We start from the raw sequence: 14,942 nt of genomic DNA, 5'->3' as shown, positions 1-14,942 counted from the left end.
CCGCAGCGCCAACGGGTTGCCTGTCGGCGGCGGTCGGGCTCTAAAGCCGGCCGAACCCGGAGGCTTCCATGAACGCGCCCGTCCTCAACGCCAGCCGCGATTGGGCCCAGCCGCGCCACGACTGGACATTGGAGCAGGTGGAGGCGCTGTTCGAGCTGCCGTTCACCGAGCTGGTGTTCCGGGCCGCCGAGGTCCACCGGGCCTGGTTCGATCCGACCGAGCTGCAGATTTCCCAACTTCTGTCGGTGAAGACCGGCGGCTGCCCGGAGAACTGCGGCTACTGCAGCCAGTCGCAGCACTTCAAGACCGCCACCACCGCCTCGAAGCTGATGGAGGCCGATGCAGTGATCGCCGCGGCCGCGCAGGCCAAGGCGGGCGGAGCGCAGCGCTTCTGCATGGGCGCGGCCTGGCGCGACCTGAAGGACCGCGACCTGCCGAAGGTGGCGGCCATGATCGCCGGCGTGAAGGCGTTGAGCCTGGAGACCTGCGCCACGCTCGGCATGCTGACGCCCGCCCAGGCGAAGGGCCTGAAGGCTGCCGGCCTCGACTTCTACAACCACAACCTCGACACCGGCCCCGACTACTACGACCAGGTGGTCACCACGCGGACCTATCAGGAGCGGCTGGATACGCTCAGCGCGGTGCGCGAGGCCGGCATCTCCACCTGCTGCGGCGGCATCGTCGGCATGGGCGAGACCCGCCGCGACCGCGCGGGCCTGCTGCACCAGCTGGCGACCCTGCCGAGCCATCCGGAAAGCCTGCCGATCAACGACCTGATGCCGATACCTGGCACGCCATTGGGGGGCTCCACGCCGGTCGATCCGCTGGAGTTCGTGCGCATGATCGCCGTCGCGCGGCTGGTCTGCCCGAAGTCGGTGGTGCGCATCGCCGCCGGCCGCGAGCACATGACCAAGGAGCTGCAGGCCCTGTGCTTCCTCTCCGGCGCCAATTCGATCTTCGTCGGTGGCCGGCTGCTCACCACCAACAATCCCGACCGCAACACCGACGAGGCCCTGCTCGCCGACCTGAAGATGCGGCCGATGGGGACCGCGGCGGCCCCGTGAGGCCGAGCCGCCGCGATATGCTGGCCGCGGGGTCCGGACTGCTCGCCGGGCCCGATCTGGCGCGCGCGGCGGAAACCGGCCTGCCGCTGATCTACGACCGCTATGGCGGGCTGTTCATCGAGGTGCGTATCGAGGGTCGTCCCGCGCGCATGATCCTCGACACCGGGGCATCGCGCAGCGCCCTCGACGCCGCCTTCGCCGCGAAGCTCGGCCTCCCGCTGGAGACCGGCGGCCAGGTGGAGGGAACCGCCGGGACGGAGGTCGCGCGCGCGGCCTCCGTCCGCCTCGAGATCGGCTCTGTGTTCCGACGGACCGTCGACGTCACGGTCTATGGGCTCGGCAGCTACGACCCGGCCTGCGTCGGCATCCTGGGCCAGGAGTTCCTGGACCAGGCGCCGCTTCGCATCGACTATGCCGCCGGCCGGCTGGTCTGGCGGGCGCGAACGCCGCGCGACACCCGCCCGATGACCCTCGACAACGGCATTCCCTCGGTCGAGGCGGCGGTGAACGGACGGCCGATGCGGCTGCGGCTCGACACCGGCGCATCGCTCTCGCCGGGCGCCGTCTTCTACGTGAACCTGACGCAGGCGCAGGCGCGCGACGCCGGCCTGTCCGGCAAGCCACTGCAGGTGTTCAGCGCCGGCGGGACCGGCGCCGCGCGACTGGAGCTGCCGGTCCATGCCCTCGATCGGTTCGAGCTCTGCGGCCGCGCCCTTGCGCCCGCCCGCGCCATCGTCCAGCCGCCGGTCGGCTACTTCGCACGACCCGACGCCGTGGGCTTTCTGGGCAATGCGACCCTCGACAAGATCGGCCCCTATTTCGACTACGCTGCCGGTCGCTTCGGCTGCACCGTGTCGGCGCAGGCCTAGTTCGAGCGTCCTGCGAGCCCTATCTGTCGCCCAGCGGGGGAGCCTGAGTGCAGCCGATCATCCAGATTGAGGGTCTTTCGAAGACCTACGCCGGCGGCTTCCAGGCGCTGAAGAACGTCGACCTGACGATCGGCGAGGGCGAGATCTTCGCCCTCTTGGGCCCCAACGGCGCGGGCAAGACCACCCTGATCGGCATCACCTGTGGCCTGGTTCGCCCGACGGCGGGCAGGGTGACGGCGGACGGTCACGACATCATCCGCGATTACCGCGCGGCGCGCTCGAAGATCGGGCTGGTGCCGCAGGAGCTGAACACCGATGCGTTCGAGCGGGTGTGGGACACGGTGAAGTTCAGCCGCGGCCTGTTCGGAAAAGCCCCCAATCCGGCGCACCTGGAGAAGGTGCTGAAGGACCTCTCGCTCTGGGACAAGAAGGACGAGAAGATCATGGCGCTCTCGGGCGGCATGAAGCGGCGGGTGATGATCGCCAAGGCGTTGTCCCACGAACCGAAGATCCTGTTTCTCGACGAGCCCACGGCCGGGGTCGACGTGGAGCTGCGGCGCGACATGTGGGAGATGGTCCGGGGTCTGCGCGAGAACGGCGTGACCATCATCCTGACCACCCACTACATCGAGGAGGCTGAGGAGATGGCCGACCGGGTGGGGGTGATCTCCAAGGGAGAGCTGATCCTGGTGGAGGACAAGAAGGTCCTGATGCAGAAGCTCGGCAAGAAGCAGCTGACCCTCCAGCTGCAGGAGCCCCTGAAGGCCGTGCCGGCGGGGCTCACGCAATACGACCTGGCGCTCGGCGCCGAGGGAAGCGAGCTCACCTACACCTTCGACGCCCAGGCGGAGCACACCGGCATCGCCGAGCTGCTGCGTGAGCTGTCGAAGAGGGGCGTCGACTTCAAGGACCTGCAGACGCAACAGAGTTCGCTGGAGGAGATCTTCGTCAGCCTGGTGAGGGGCGCGCAATGAACGTCCACGCCATCCGCGCCATCTATATGTTCGAGATGCACCGCTGGGCCCGCACCGTCGTGCAGAGCCTGGCCGCGCCGGTGATCACCACCTCGCTCTATTTCATCGTCTTTGGCGCGGCGATCGGGCGGCGCATGCCGGCCGTGGATGGGGTCAGCTATGGCGCCTTCATCGTGCCGGGGCTGATCATGCTGTCGATCCTGACGGAGAGCATCTCCAACGGCAGCTTCGGCATCTATATGCCCAAGTGGGCCGGCACCATCTACGAGGTGCTTTCCGCGCCCATTTCCGCCGTCGAGATCGTGCTGGGCTATGTGGGGGCCGCGGCCACCAAATCGGTGATCCTGGGCCTGGTGATCGCCGTGACCGCGCGGTTCTTCGTGGCCTATTCCATCGCCCACGCCGCGGTGGCGCTGGCCTTCCTGGTGCTGACCTCGGTCACCTTCTCGCTGTTCGGCTTCCTGCTCGGAATCTGGGCCGACGGGTTCGAGAAGCTGCAGATCGTGCCGCTGATGGTGATCACCCCGATGACCTTCCTAGGGGGAAGTTTCTATTCGATCAGCATGTTGCCGGGCGTGTGGAAGCAGATCGCCCTCTTCAACCCGGTGGTCTATCTGATCAGCGGTTTCCGCTGGGCCTTCTACGGGGTCTCCGACGTGGGCGTCGGCATCAGCCTGTCGATGACCCTCGGCTTCATGGCGGCCTGCCTGGCGGCCGTGACCTGGATCTTCCGGACCGGCTGGAAGCTGAAGACCTGACGGGTCGCATCCCTGCTCTTCAGGGGAGGGGTGAGTCCTACTCGTCCTCGTCGAACTTGGTGGCGACGAGCTGTTCCAGCGCGGCCACGGCGGCGGCGGCGTCCTTGCCCTCGGCTTCGATCTCGATGCAGCACCCCGGTCCGGCGGCCAGCATCATCAGGCCCATGATCGAGCGGGCGTCGACGGTCTGGCCGTCCTTGGAGACCCGGACCTCGGCGTCGAATGTGGAGGCGAGCTTGACGAACTTGGCCGAGGCGCGCGCGTGCAGGCCCCGGATATTGACGATGTCGACGCTGCGGCTCGCCGTCCTGGTCACTTCTCGCCGGCCAGCACGTAGGAGGCGACGGAGATGTACTTGCGGCCGGCCTCCTGGGCGCAGGCGACGCAATCTTCCAGGCTCTGGCGGTTGCGCACGCTGGCGAGCTTGATCAGCATCGGCAGGTTGAGGCCCGCGATCACCTCGGCCTTGGTCTGCTCCATCACCGAAATGGCGAGGTTGGACGGGGTGCCGCCGAACATGTCGGTGAGCAGGATCACGCCCTGGCCGGTGTTGACCCGTCCGCAGGCCGCCAGGATATCGGCGCGGCGGCGTTCCATGTCGTCCTCGGGCCCGATGCAGATGGCTTCGACCGCGGCCTGCGGCCCCACCACATGCTCCATGGCGAAGATGAATTCCTCCGCCAGCCGCCCGTGCGTGACGATCACGAGCCCGATCATGCCAGTGCTCTCAAGGGTTATCCCCACCCGCCGCGGCCCGAAATCCTTGTCCGCGAGCGGTGCTACATACGCCTGTTGAGGGCCCCGTCAAACCTCGCCAGCGCGCGACTGAGTTTCGCAGGAGCCGAGGCTTCCAGGGCCGAAATGGTCACCGCAGGCAGGGCGACGCCGAGGATTTCCGTGCGCTCGGCGTCGGGCAGCCGCTCCGGCGTTGCGCAGCGCACCACCAGGGCCACCTCCGCCAGCGGCAGGGCGGTCAGCCGCAGGATGTCGACACCGCGCGCCTCGATCAGCCCGGCGAGCGCGGCCGGCGCCTTGCCGAACAGCCGGCCGTCGGACACCCACAGCTCGACGCGATCGTCGGCCACCAAGGTGAAGCCATGATCCAGCGCGCGCAGCGCCAGGTCGCTCTTGCCGGCGCCGGAAGGGCCCTCGATCAGGACGCCGCGCCAAAGGCCGCCGCCGAGGCCGGCCGCCCGGCGCGCGATCAGGCCGGCGTGACGAATCTCGGGGTGCGTCTCGGGGCGCGTCTCGGGGCGCGTCTCGGGGCGGATCACGCGGCGACCTCGGGCATGGTCAGGATGAACATGGCGCCGCCGATCTCGCCGTCCGGCTTCATGCGGTTGGCGGCGCGCAGATGGCCGCCATGGGCCTGGGCGATCTGGCGGGCGATGGAGAGGCCCAGACCCGAGTTGCCGCCGAACGCCGCGCCTTTCGGCCGCGAGGTGTAGAAGCGCTCGAACACCGTCTCCAGGTTCTCCGGCGGGATGCCGGGGCCGCTGTCGGCGACCGTGGCGATCACCGTGCCCTTGGCGCGGGCCAGCCCCACCACCACCTCGCCGCCCGGCGGCGAGAAGGAGCGGGCGTTGTCGATCAGGTTGCGGAAGATCTGGCTCAGCGGGCCCTCGCGGCCCATGACGAAAGGCGGCTCCAGGCCCGGGGTCGCCTCGAAGCGCACGCGAATCTCGCCGGGCTTGGCGGTCGCCTGGTAGAGGGCCGTCACCTCGAAGATCAGCCGCTCCATGTCGATGCGCCGGGGCTGATCGCGGGACAGCTCGGCGTCCAGCCGCGAGGCGTTGGAGATGTCGGTGACCAGCCGGTCGAGCCGCTGCACGTCGTTCTTGAGGATGGAGAGCAGCCGTTCGCGCGCCACCGGATCGGTGACGATGTCCAGGGTCTCGACGGCCGACCGCAGCGAGGTCAGGGGATTGCGGATCTCGTGGGCCACGTCGGCGGCGAAGCGTTCGATGGCGTCCATCCGCTCCGACAGCGAGGCGGTCATATCCTCCAGGCTGCGGGTCAGATCGCCGAGCTCGTCGTCGCGCTTGGCGAGGTCGGGCAGGGAGATGGCGCGGGCCCGGGACAGGCGCACGCTGTCGGCCGCCCGCGCCAGCCGGCGAACCGGCTGGGCGACCAGCCGGTTCAGCAGCAGGGACGAGGACAGGGTCACGGCGATGGCGATCAGGATGAACGGGATCAGCGCCGCCCGTTCGCGGGCGATGATGGCGTCGACGTCATTGGCTTCCAGGGTCAGCACGCCCAGCACCGCCTGCACCCGCTGGATCGGGATGGAGACCGAGACCACGCGCTTGCCGTCCTCGCCGACCCGCATCCCGGCCCAGCGCTGGCCCGCCAGCGCGTGGGCGACCTCGGCCTGGAGCTGCTGATGCGCCTCGCGCGCCGTGGGCGCTGCGCTCAGCGCCGGGAGCTGGAAGCTCATCTTGCCCGTCTCGCCGCGTCGCCTGGCCGGCGGCAGATCGCGCAGGCGGACGCGGTCGGCCACCCAGTCGCTGTCGGCCACCACCTTGCCGTGGGCGTCGAACAGCCGTGCCCGCTGGGTCTTGGGATTGGCCAGCATCTGCAGCGTCTCGCTGCCGAGGGCGGCGTTCATCATCGGCGCCGGGTCGCCGGCGGTGGCGTACTCGTCGAGGATGGTGGCGATCAGCTCGCCTTGGGTGGTCAGGCTGTCGATGCGGGCGTTGACCAGGCCGCGCCGGAGCTCATTGAGCACCAGGGCGCCGACGATCAGGATCGCCAGGCCCAGCACGTTGAGGACGACGATCAGCCGGCCGAGCCGCGAGCCCGGCAGCCAGTCCAGCCGGGAGCGCCGCCTCGGCCGCTCAGGTTTCCCGGTAGCGGTATCCGACGCCATAGAGGGTTTCGATCGCGTCGAACTCAGGGTCCACTTCACGGAATTTCTTGCGCATGCGCTTGATGTGGCTGTCGATCGTACGATCGTCGACATAGACCTGATCGTCGTAGGCCGCGTCCATAAGGTTGTCGCGGCTCTTCACGAATCCGGGGCGCTGGGCGAGCGCCTGCAGCAGCAGGAATTCGGTCACCGTCAGCTTCACCTGCTTGCCGTCCCACAGGCAGTCGTGGCGCGCCGGGTCCATGGTCAGCTTGCCGCGCTTGATCGCTCGCGCGCCGGCCTCGGCCGCGGCCTGGGCCGGGGTCATGGCGGCCTCCTCGCCATCGATGCCCGCGCGGCGCAGGATCGCCTTCACCCGCTCGATGAGCAGGCGCTGGCTGAACGGCTTGTGGATGTAGTCGTCGGCGCCGAGGTTGAAGCCGAGGATCTCGTCGATCTCGTCGTCCTTGGAGGTGAGGATGATCACCGGCAGGTCGGTGGTGCGCCGCAGCCGGCGCAGCACTTCCATGCCGTCCATGCGCGGCATCTTCACGTCGAGGATGGCGAGGTCCGGCGGTTCGTTCTCCAGCGCCGCCAGGCCCGCCGCGCCGTCGAAATAGGCTTTGACCGTGTGGCCGTGGCTTTCCAGCGCGAGGCTCACCGACGTGACGATGTTCTCGTCGTCGTCCACCAGGGTGATCTTGGCCATCGAGGTTCGAGGTCTCCTTGCGGAATATGGCGAAGCTATTCGGCCCGCACCGTGGCCTCAATGGGGCGCGTGCGCGAAGCGTTCCCGCAGATCAACCTGAGCTTAAGGTTGATCGTAGACCTTATGCGGTCTCCGGGGGGAGCCACGTCAAGATGGGTAGTGGGCGCGTGCATTTCGAGGTCTACGTCCGCAAGACGCCCGGTTCCGGCTGGGCGCTGGAGATGGCGACTGAGATTCGCGCCGCCGCCGTCTCGGCCGCGCAGGATCTCATGAAGGATGGCCGCGTGGCCGGCGTGAAGGTCACCAAGGAGACCCTCGACGACGAGACCCGCGAGTTCCAGACGGTCACAATCTTCAAGGACGGACTCGCCGAGGGCGGTCCCAAACGCGCGCCGGTCCGCGAGGACGTGGAGCCGATCTGCGTCACCCCGCAGGACCTCTACACCATCCACGCGCGCGAGCGGATCGGCCGGCTCCTGGAAAGCTGGCTGGAGCGCAACCACGCGACCCCCTTCGAGCTGCTGCACCGGCCCGACCTTGTGGAGCAGCTGGAGACGTCCGGCACCGACCTGCAGCACGCGGTGCAGAAGATCGCCATCCCCGAGGCCCAGGCCCGCGGCTGCTCGGTCCACGAGGTCATCCGCGCCTTCCACGCCCTGATCGAACGCGCCATCGAGCGACTGCTCACCGACGGCCGCAAGGGCAAGCTGCCCGACGTCGACAAGGAAGGCTTCGCCGCGGCCGCCGAGCGCATCTCGCACGATCCCGACCGCAGCTACCTGCTGGGCGCCGGCGTCGCGGCCTCCATCGCGCCCGCCCGCGGCTGGATCGAGAAGGTCTCGCGCCTGCTGGATCTGGCCGACGGGGCGCCGGCCAAGGGCGCGCCCCGCGCCCTGGCGCTGGCCACCCTCGCCCAGCCGCTGGCCGAGATCCTGGGCTCCAAGCCGGGCCTCGAGGACATTCTGGGCAAGGGTCTGGACCTCGGCGGCAACCTCGCCGCCATGACCCGCCTGGCCGCCGCCGACGCGGTCACCATGCTGATGAAGGCCGAACCGGGCGTGGCCAAGGTGATGCCGCCCCTCTCACCCGCCGCCCAGCGGCTGGCCGGCTGGCTGACCGACGACGCCTTCACCCATGTCCGCGCCGCCATCGGCGCGCGCATCCTGCGCGAGCTGAACGGGCCGCGCCGCCTGCGCCCCGGCGACGCGGTGGCCGAGATCGACATCCTGCGCGCGCTCGCCATGTCGCTGACCGCGGCGGCCGGCAAGCTGCTGCCGCTGGAGGATGTCCAGACCGCCTTCTCCAATCGCTCCAAGATGCTGGTGACCGGCGAGTTCGTGGAATCCTACCTGGGCGCCGGCAAACAGGCCAAGGACGAGGCCGAGGCCCTGGTGTGGCTGACCGAGAACATCATCGGCGCGGCCAACAAGCGCCAGGCCGGCCGCTGGCTGAAGGCCGTGATCTCCTCGCTGCGCTTCGAGAAGGAGTTCCGCAACTCCAGCGATGGCGTGGCCGGCCGACTGGCGGCTCTGGCCTCGCTGCAGCGCGCCTGCGCCCGTTGCGGCCTGGTGGCGGAGGACTTCGAGCCGATCCAGTTCAAGCTCGGTGACCTCGGCGGCCTGATCGAGGCCGACGCCAAGCTGACCGCCCAGCTCGCCAAGGCCAACACCTCGGCGGTGCACCGGCTGACCCTGCTCCTCAAGCTCGCCTGCGGGGAGAGCGCGCCCCTGGGGCCCGCCGCCGATCGCGCCAAGGCCGAGGCCATGAAGCTGGTTCGCCACGAGGACACCCGCGCCGAGCTCTCCCGGGAGCCCGATCAGGTGGAGGCCGTCCGCGACCTCATTCAGCAGGCCGGGCTGGCCGCCTAGTCAGCCTTCGGCCCCCGGCGCGACGACCACCTTGCGATAAAGCCGCCAGCTCGCGTGTCCGAGCAGCGGCATGACCAGGATCAGCCCGGCGAAGGCCGGCAGCGAACCCAGCGCCAGTCCCCCGGCGACGATCAGGCCCCAGAGCGCCATGGTGGCGGGGTTCTCCCGGATCGCCCGCAGCGAGGTCTCGACCGCGCGGGCCACGCCCACGTCTCGGTCGAGCAACAGCGGGAACGAGACGGCGCTCAGCCCGAAGGCTACGGCGGCGAAGACGAAGCCGGCGGCCACGCCCACCGCCGTCATGGTCCAGCCGGCCGGCGTGGTGAGCACCTCGCGGGCGAAGCCGCTCAGGCTGGTGGGCGGCTGCGGCCCGAGCGTCACCGCGTAGAGGCTCCAGGCGACCAGCAGCCAGGCGGTGAACAGGATCAGCAGGATCGCGCCCAGGCCGACGATCGAGCCGAGGCTCGGCGCCTGCAGCACCTTCAGCCCCGTCGCCCAGTTGACCTCCTCGCCCAGCTCGCGCCGGCGGCTGATCTCGTAGAGGCCGACCGCGGCCACCGGGCCCACCAGGGCGAAACCGGACACCAGCGGGAAGACCAGCGGCAGCAGCTCGTAGTGGAAGGCGACCGCCGCCAGCACCAGGCCCGCGATCGGATAGATGATCGCCACGAAGGCCACGTCGTCGCGCACCGCGCCGAGGTCGGCCATGCCTTCGCGCAAGGACGCCCAGAGGTCGGCCGGGCCGATCCGGCGCACCTTCGGCGGCGCGACCAGCTCGCGGACGCGCGGCCGGGCGGCGATGGCGCGGCCGATCCCGGCGACCATCCAGCTCATTCGCTCGACGACGTATTCGAGGGGGTTTTCGACGTGGTTGGCAGTCGGCATGGGCTTTCTCCCGGACCTTCTCTGGTCTGGGGCGCCTTGGCCGCGGGCGCGAGCCGTCCGAATTGCTCGAGCGGCGCGCACCCAGGGCCGCACCCGCTAGACAGGGGCCATCCTAGCACGGGCCGGCGTCTTCGGCTCCGGCGTAAAGGGACCGCTAACCGGCGCGGGCCAGGCTCGTGGTCCCATGAGACGCCGCGACCTCCTGCTCAGCCTCGCCGTCACTGCCCTTCCCCTGGCCGCGCCGCCGCGCGCCCGGGCCGCCGATGGCGAGAAGAAGAAGAAGGCCGGCGGCGTCACCTACATCCCGATCGAGACCCTGACCGGCGCCACCACCAGGCCCGGCGGCCGGCGCGGGGTGCTGACCCTGGAGTGCGGCCTCGACATTCCCAACGCCGGCCTGCGCGCCCGCGCCGAGTCGATCATGCCCAGGATCCGCGCCGCCTACCTCCAGACCGTGCTGATCTACGCCGCGGGCTTGCCCCCGGGCGCGGCGCCCAATGCGGATTTCCTGGCCGCCTCTCTGCAACGCGAGACCGACCAGGTGCTGGGGGGCCCGGGCGCGCGGCTGCTGCTGGGCGCGATCCTGGTGAACTAGCCCCCCATCCGTCTTCCCCCGCTCGACCGGAGGGAGATGCGGGGGACCTAAGCTGACTTGCGGGAATTCCCGGGCCGCTTGGGTCCCCCGGACCCCGCTGGTGCGTGGCCGGAGGATGACGGCCTAGTGGTCACATCGCCGAGATGCCGCCGTCGAGCTTCAGTTCGGCGCCGGTCATGAAGCGGCTTTCGTCGGACGCCAGGTACAACACCGCATTGGCGATATCGCTGGGCTGGCCGATGCGGCCGAGCGGCACCTGGCGGGCCAGCTTGGCCTCGGCTTCCTCCTTGCCGAACCGCTGGCGCAGCGGGTCGAGGATCGGGGTGTCGATGAAGGTCGGGTGGATGGAGTTGGAGCGGATGTCGAGCTTCTGCTTGGCGCAGTGGAGGGCGATGCCCTTCGACAGCAGCCAGACCGCGGCCTTGGAGGCGTTGTAGACCGGCGAATTGTGCGCCGCGATCAGGCCCGCGATCGAGGAGATGTTGACGATCGAGCCCGGCTGGTGGGCGCGCATGTACTTGAGCGCGTGCTTGGTCCCCAGGAACACGGAATCGACATTGACGCTCATCACCAGCTTCCAGTCCTCGAAGCTGAGGCTCTCGATGTCGCCGCCGCGGCTGATGCCGGCGTTGTTCACCAGCACCGAAATCCCGCCCATGGCCTCGTCGGCCTCTTCCAGGGCGAAGATCCACTGGTCCTCCTTGGTGACGTCCAGCGGGAAGGCGAAGCCGGTCCCCTCGCCATGCGCCGCGTTGAGCTCGGCCGCCACGGCCTTGGCGCCCTCGAGATTGACGTCGGCCACGCTCACCTTGGCGCCTTCCTCGGCCAGCCGCCGCGCCGCCGCCGCGCCCAGTCCCTGGGCCCCGCCCGAGATAAAGGCCTTCTTGCCCGCGACCCGTCCCGCCATCGTCTCTCTCCCCACGGTCATCCCGCGATCTCGTCCATGAACGTCGCCAGCCGCACGTCCAGCTCGGTCACCCCGTCGGCGTCGTGGGTGGCCAGCGTCACCTCGACCCGATTGTAGACGTTGAACCACTCCGGATGGTGGTCGAGCTTCTCGGCCATCAGGGCGGCCCGCGTCATGAAGGCGAAGGCCGCGTTGAAATCGGCGAACCTGTAAGTCCGCTGGATCGCGTCGCGGCCGCCCTCGACCGCCGACCAGCCGGGCAGGGTCTTCAGCGCCTGCGCGGCCCCGATCTTCACGGGCCGCGTCATGCCGGTTGCTCCGCCTCGAAGGTCAGGCCCGTGGCGGCCGCGAGTTCGGCCAGGGTCTGGTCGACGTCGACCACCTTGATGGCGGTCATGCCAAGCTGGGCGGCAGGCTTACAATTTATCCCGAGGTCGTCGAGGTAGACGCAGGCCTGCGGCGACACGGCCAGCAGCTCGCACATCATCAGGTAGATCTTCGGGTCGGGCTTGCGGACGCCGGCCTTGGAGCTTTCGATGATGGCGTCGAACAGCGGCATCACCTGGCCCATGGCGCCGGCGGCGCGCTGTTCGGAATCCTGCCCGGGCGAGTGCTCGGAGACCACGTTGTTGGTGATGCAGCCCACCTTGAAGCCCGCCGCCTTGCAGGCCTTCAGCGCCGCCACCATCCGCGGGCGGAGTTCGCCCGAGAGCCTCGGCAGCACGTCGCGGCCTCGCAGGGGATGGCCGAGGGCGGTGGATTCCTCCAGGAAAAGGCGGTCGAACCCCGCGGCGTCGACTTCATTGCGCTCGAACAGCGCCCAGGCGTTGTCGTGCGGGTTGGTGGCGTTGACCGTGCGGATGAAGTCCTTGGGCAGGCCGCGCTCGGCCTCCAGGCGGTTGAAGGCCTCGAACGGCGAGGAGGTGAACACCCCGCCGAAATCCCAGATCACCGCCTCGACAGCCATGGCCCGCTCCGCCCGATGCCAACCTGGACACCTGGGGCGGTCTAGAGAGAGGCCGCAGGACGTGCAAGTAAGGCGGCATGGGATTCGATCGCCTCCCCCTCGCGCTCCGCCTCGGCCTCTACGGCCTGGCCACGGCCATCCTGCTCTACATGTGCCTGGCGCCGTCGACATCGCTGCCCAACAGCCACCTGTGGGACAAGGCCGAGCACGCCATCGCCTGGGCGGTGCTGGCCGCCGTCGGCCTGGTGCTGTTCCCCGGCCAGCCCGCGGCCATCCTGGTCTTCACGCTCACCTTCGGCATTGCGGTGGAAGTGCTGCAAGGCGCCCTGCCGTTCGGCCGGGACATGGACTGGAAGGACTGGGTCGCCGACTGCGTGGGCGTGGCCGCGGCCTTCGCCGTCTGGTTCGCGATCTGCCGCCTGCGCCCATGAGCCCCGGAGAATGACCGTCGGCCGTCGGCCCTGGGAGGATGGCGCCGATTTCGCCATCGGCCTGAGGCCCGTCGCGCCGGAGGCCTGGCTGGAGGGCGGCGAGGCCGATCCGGCGGCCCGCAAGGATCCGCTGTTCGCCGCGGCGCGCGACCTGGTCTGGGCCGAGACGCCGGGCTCCCGCGAGGGCCAGGCTGAGGTGCTGGCGCTGGTGGAAGACGCGCTCGGCCCCGGCCAGCGGCGCGGCGACCTGCCGCCCCTCTACGCGGCCGCCCGGCGCACGCCGGACGATCTGTGCCTGATGCAGAAGCTCGACGGGCAATGGCGGCTGACCGCGCTGTCGCTGAGCGCCGGCACCTTCTTCACCGCCGCCGAGGTGGTGGGCCGCAGCCTCGGCGAACTGCATGGCCCGGTCGAGGGCTTCTCCGAGCGCTTCCTGGTCCGCGTGCAGCGCATCTTCGAGGGCCTGCGCCCCGGACTGGTGCTTGAGCGGCGCAACTGGACGATCGTCAATTCCGCGGAGCTGCACACGCCGCGCTCAGCCCCGATCCGCGCCCGGATCGGCGAGATCGCCCCTACCGACGCCGGCCAAGCGCTGCAGATCCGCGTCGAGCGCCAGACGCTGCGCCGGCTGCCCGAGACCGGCGGCGCCGTCTTTACCATCCGTGTCCACCTGGCGCCGCTCGCATCCGTCGCCGAGGAGCCCGAACGGCTCGCCGCCTTCGCCCTGGCCTGGCGGGACGCCACGCCCGCGTTCCGGGCCTACAAGGGCTTTGTGCTCTACGACGGCCTGGTGGAGGCTTTCCTGCGCGAGCATGGCGCTTAAGCTGGCGCTCATGGCCGCGCCGCACCTCTACATCGCCACCCCGGCCTACGGCGGCCAGGTGACCATCGAATACCTGCATGCGGTTGTGGCGCTGCAGGCCGCCTGCGAAGCGCGCGGCCTCGGCTGCCACGTGGAATTGCTGGAGGACGACCGCATCATTCCGCGGGCCCGGGCGCGGCTGGCGGCGCGGTTCCTGGCCCATCCCGCCGCCACCCACCTGCTGTTCATCGACGCCGACATCGGCTTCGCGCCGCAGAACGCCTTTCGCCTGCTGGCCGCCGACAAGGACATGGCGGCGGGGGTCTATCCCATCAAGCACCTGGACTGGGAGCGCATCCGCGCCGCGGCGCTGGCCGGCGCGGCGGACCTGCAGGCCGCCTCGCTGAGCTATGTCGTGCGCTTCATCCCCCATCCGCAGAACGCCATCGAGGTGGAGGGCGGCCTGGCCAAGGTGGCCTATGCCGGGACCGGCTTCCTGCTGATCCGCCGCGAGGTCGTGCGGCGCGTGGCGCAGGCCCATCCCGAGCTCACCGCCGAGCTCGAGGAGGAGCCGGGCCGCACCGTCATGGTGTTCGAGCCGATGATCGAGCCGGAGACCGGCGAATATCTGTCCGAGGACTACGCCTTCTGCCGCCGCTGGCGCGACCTGGGCGGCGAGGTCTGGGCCGATGTGGAGAGCCGGCTGACCCATGTGGGCCACGCGACCTATTCCGGCGCCCTGGTGCAGGCGCTGAAGCCCGGGTGACCCGGGGTGACTTGGCGGCCAAAAGCCCGCAAAGCTTGCGCATGACCGCGTCCTGGACCCCGCCCGAGAGCCTGGAGGAAACCGCCAAGCGGCTGTTCGTCCCGCCGCCGCTCTATGCCCGCTACAAGTACCGCAAGGAGCTGCGCAAGGGCGAACGCGAGATCCGTCTCGTGCCCTTCCTGGCCGACCCGGCGAGGTTGGCGATCGATGTGGGCGCCAACAAGGGCGTCTGGACCTACGCGCTTCTCCAGCACGGCTGCGAGGTCGCGGCCTTCGAGCCCAATCCCAAGCTGTTCAGCGTCCTCAAGCGGTGGGCCCATGGCAAGGCGCAGCTGCATCCCATCGCGCTCAGCGATACGTCGGGCGAGGCGGTGCTGATGGTGCCCAAGAGCGAGGCCGGCTACTCCAACCAGGGCGCGTCCCTGTCGGTCGACAAGCTGAACGGCCAGGCGTTTGGCGCGGTGACCGTGGAGGCCAGGCGCCTCGACGACTGCGGCCT

19 protein-coding genes are annotated in these 14,942 nt (G+C 69.8%); 10 read left to right on the top strand and 9 right to left on the bottom strand.

All coding sequences use genetic code 11. The features are described from left to right. Positions 1-68: 68 nt before the first annotated feature. From bioB to VGT80_RS12900, 4 genes are read left to right on the top strand one after another with little or no spacing between them, the layout of a single operon-like run. Positions 69-1,064, top strand: coding sequence for a biotin synthase BioB (bioB, locus tag VGT80_RS12915; RefSeq protein WP_327456420.1), 996 nt, complete (start codon positions 69-71; stop codon positions 1,062-1,064). Beyond that, positions 1,061-1,933 (top strand): aspartyl protease family protein, encoded by an 873-nt coding sequence (locus tag VGT80_RS12910; RefSeq protein ID WP_327456418.1) that lies wholly within the window; start codon positions 1,061-1,063, stop codon positions 1,931-1,933. The genes bioB and VGT80_RS12910 overlap by 4 nt, the downstream gene beginning before the upstream one ends. 47 nt (positions 1,934-1,980) lie before the next feature. After that, positions 1,981-2,907, top strand: a complete 927-nt coding sequence (locus VGT80_RS12905) for an ABC transporter ATP-binding protein (protein WP_327456416.1) — start codon at positions 1,981-1,983, stop codon at positions 2,905-2,907. Next, positions 2,904-3,665, top strand: coding sequence for an ABC transporter permease (locus VGT80_RS12900; protein ID WP_327456414.1), 762 nt, complete (start codon positions 2,904-2,906; stop codon positions 3,663-3,665). Before VGT80_RS12905 ends, VGT80_RS12900 begins: the two co-directional genes overlap by 4 nt. Before the next feature lie 37 nt (positions 3,666-3,702). Here VGT80_RS12900 and VGT80_RS12895 read toward each other — a convergent pair whose 3' ends face one another. The 5 genes from VGT80_RS12895 to VGT80_RS12875 form a co-directional block, all read right to left on the bottom strand. Further along, a complete protein-coding gene (locus VGT80_RS12895) occupies positions 3,703-3,981 on the bottom strand; it encodes an HPr family phosphocarrier protein (RefSeq protein ID WP_327456412.1) in 279 nt (92 codons plus the stop codon). Continuing rightward, positions 3,978-4,382 (bottom strand): PTS sugar transporter subunit IIA, encoded by a 405-nt coding sequence (locus VGT80_RS12890; RefSeq protein WP_327456410.1) that lies wholly within the window; start codon positions 4,380-4,382, stop codon positions 3,978-3,980. Before VGT80_RS12890 ends, VGT80_RS12895 begins: the two co-directional genes overlap by 4 nt. 62 nt (positions 4,383-4,444) lie before the next feature. Then, positions 4,445-4,939, bottom strand: coding sequence for an HPr kinase/phosphorylase (locus VGT80_RS12885; protein ID WP_327456408.1), 495 nt, complete (start codon positions 4,937-4,939; stop codon positions 4,445-4,447). Then, on the bottom strand, positions 4,936-6,534 hold the full coding sequence (locus VGT80_RS12880) for a stimulus-sensing domain-containing protein (RefSeq protein ID WP_327456406.1): 1,599 nt from the start codon (positions 6,532-6,534) through the stop codon (positions 4,936-4,938). Before VGT80_RS12880 ends, VGT80_RS12885 begins: the two co-directional genes overlap by 4 nt. Then, the gene (locus VGT80_RS12875) at positions 6,503-7,222 is read right to left on the bottom strand and encodes a response regulator transcription factor (RefSeq protein ID WP_327456404.1); all 720 of its coding nucleotides are present in this window, start codon (positions 7,220-7,222) and stop codon (positions 6,503-6,505) included. The genes VGT80_RS12880 and VGT80_RS12875 overlap by 32 nt, the downstream gene beginning before the upstream one ends. A gap of 152 nt (positions 7,223-7,374) precedes the next feature. On the opposite strand from VGT80_RS12875, the gene VGT80_RS12870 reads away from it, so the two are divergent. After that, complete coding sequence (locus VGT80_RS12870) at positions 7,375-9,090, top strand: hypothetical protein (RefSeq protein WP_327456402.1); 1,716 nt, start codon at positions 7,375-7,377, stop codon at positions 9,088-9,090. Here the strand turns inward: VGT80_RS12870 and VGT80_RS12865 are convergent, their stop codons facing one another. After that, entirely contained in the window at positions 9,091-9,975 is an 885-nt protein-coding gene (locus VGT80_RS12865) for a DUF2189 domain-containing protein (RefSeq protein WP_327456400.1), read from the bottom strand. A 184-nt stretch (positions 9,976-10,159) separates the two neighbouring features. Between VGT80_RS12865 and VGT80_RS12860 the strand changes: the two genes are divergently transcribed. Then, entirely contained in the window at positions 10,160-10,570 is a 411-nt protein-coding gene (locus VGT80_RS12860) for a Tat pathway signal protein (protein ID WP_327456398.1), read from the top strand. 130 nt (positions 10,571-10,700) lie between these two features. On the opposite strand, the gene VGT80_RS12855 is transcribed toward VGT80_RS12860, so the two are convergent. Genes VGT80_RS12855 through VGT80_RS12845 form a run of 3 tightly spaced genes read right to left on the bottom strand, consistent with a single transcriptional unit; the run spans position 10,701 to position 12,444 of the window. Then, positions 10,701-11,477, bottom strand: a complete 777-nt coding sequence (locus VGT80_RS12855) for an SDR family oxidoreductase (RefSeq protein ID WP_327456396.1) — start codon at positions 11,475-11,477, stop codon at positions 10,701-10,703. Between the two features lie 17 nt (positions 11,478-11,494). Beyond that, complete coding sequence (locus tag VGT80_RS12850; protein ID WP_327456394.1) at positions 11,495-11,785, bottom strand: 4a-hydroxytetrahydrobiopterin dehydratase; 291 nt, start codon at positions 11,783-11,785, stop codon at positions 11,495-11,497. Continuing rightward, on the bottom strand, positions 11,782-12,444 hold the full coding sequence (locus tag VGT80_RS12845) for an HAD-IA family hydrolase (protein WP_327456392.1): 663 nt from the start codon (positions 12,442-12,444) through the stop codon (positions 11,782-11,784). The genes VGT80_RS12850 and VGT80_RS12845 overlap by 4 nt, the downstream gene beginning before the upstream one ends. 77 nt (positions 12,445-12,521) lie before the next feature. Between VGT80_RS12845 and VGT80_RS12840 the strand changes: the two genes are divergently transcribed. From VGT80_RS12840 to VGT80_RS12825, 4 genes are all read left to right on the top strand, one after another. After that, a complete protein-coding gene (locus tag VGT80_RS12840; RefSeq protein WP_327456390.1) occupies positions 12,522-12,875 on the top strand; it encodes a VanZ family protein in 354 nt (117 codons plus the stop codon). A gap of 10 nt (positions 12,876-12,885) precedes the next feature. Beyond that, complete coding sequence (locus VGT80_RS12835) at positions 12,886-13,698, top strand: heme-dependent oxidative N-demethylase subunit alpha family protein (protein WP_327456388.1); 813 nt, start codon at positions 12,886-12,888, stop codon at positions 13,696-13,698. After that, entirely contained in the window at positions 13,688-14,443 is a 756-nt protein-coding gene (locus tag VGT80_RS12830) for a hypothetical protein (RefSeq protein ID WP_327456386.1), read from the top strand. Before VGT80_RS12835 ends, VGT80_RS12830 begins: the two co-directional genes overlap by 11 nt. A gap of 41 nt (positions 14,444-14,484) precedes the next feature. Further along, on the top strand, positions 14,485-14,942 hold a 458-nt coding region (locus tag VGT80_RS12825; RefSeq protein WP_327456384.1), incomplete at its 3' end, for an FkbM family methyltransferase.

This window comes from Phenylobacterium sp., from assembly GCF_035944335.1.
GTDB lineage: Bacteria > Pseudomonadota > Alphaproteobacteria > Caulobacterales > Caulobacteraceae > Phenylobacterium.
This window is presented reverse-complemented; position numbering and strand designations above follow the sequence as displayed.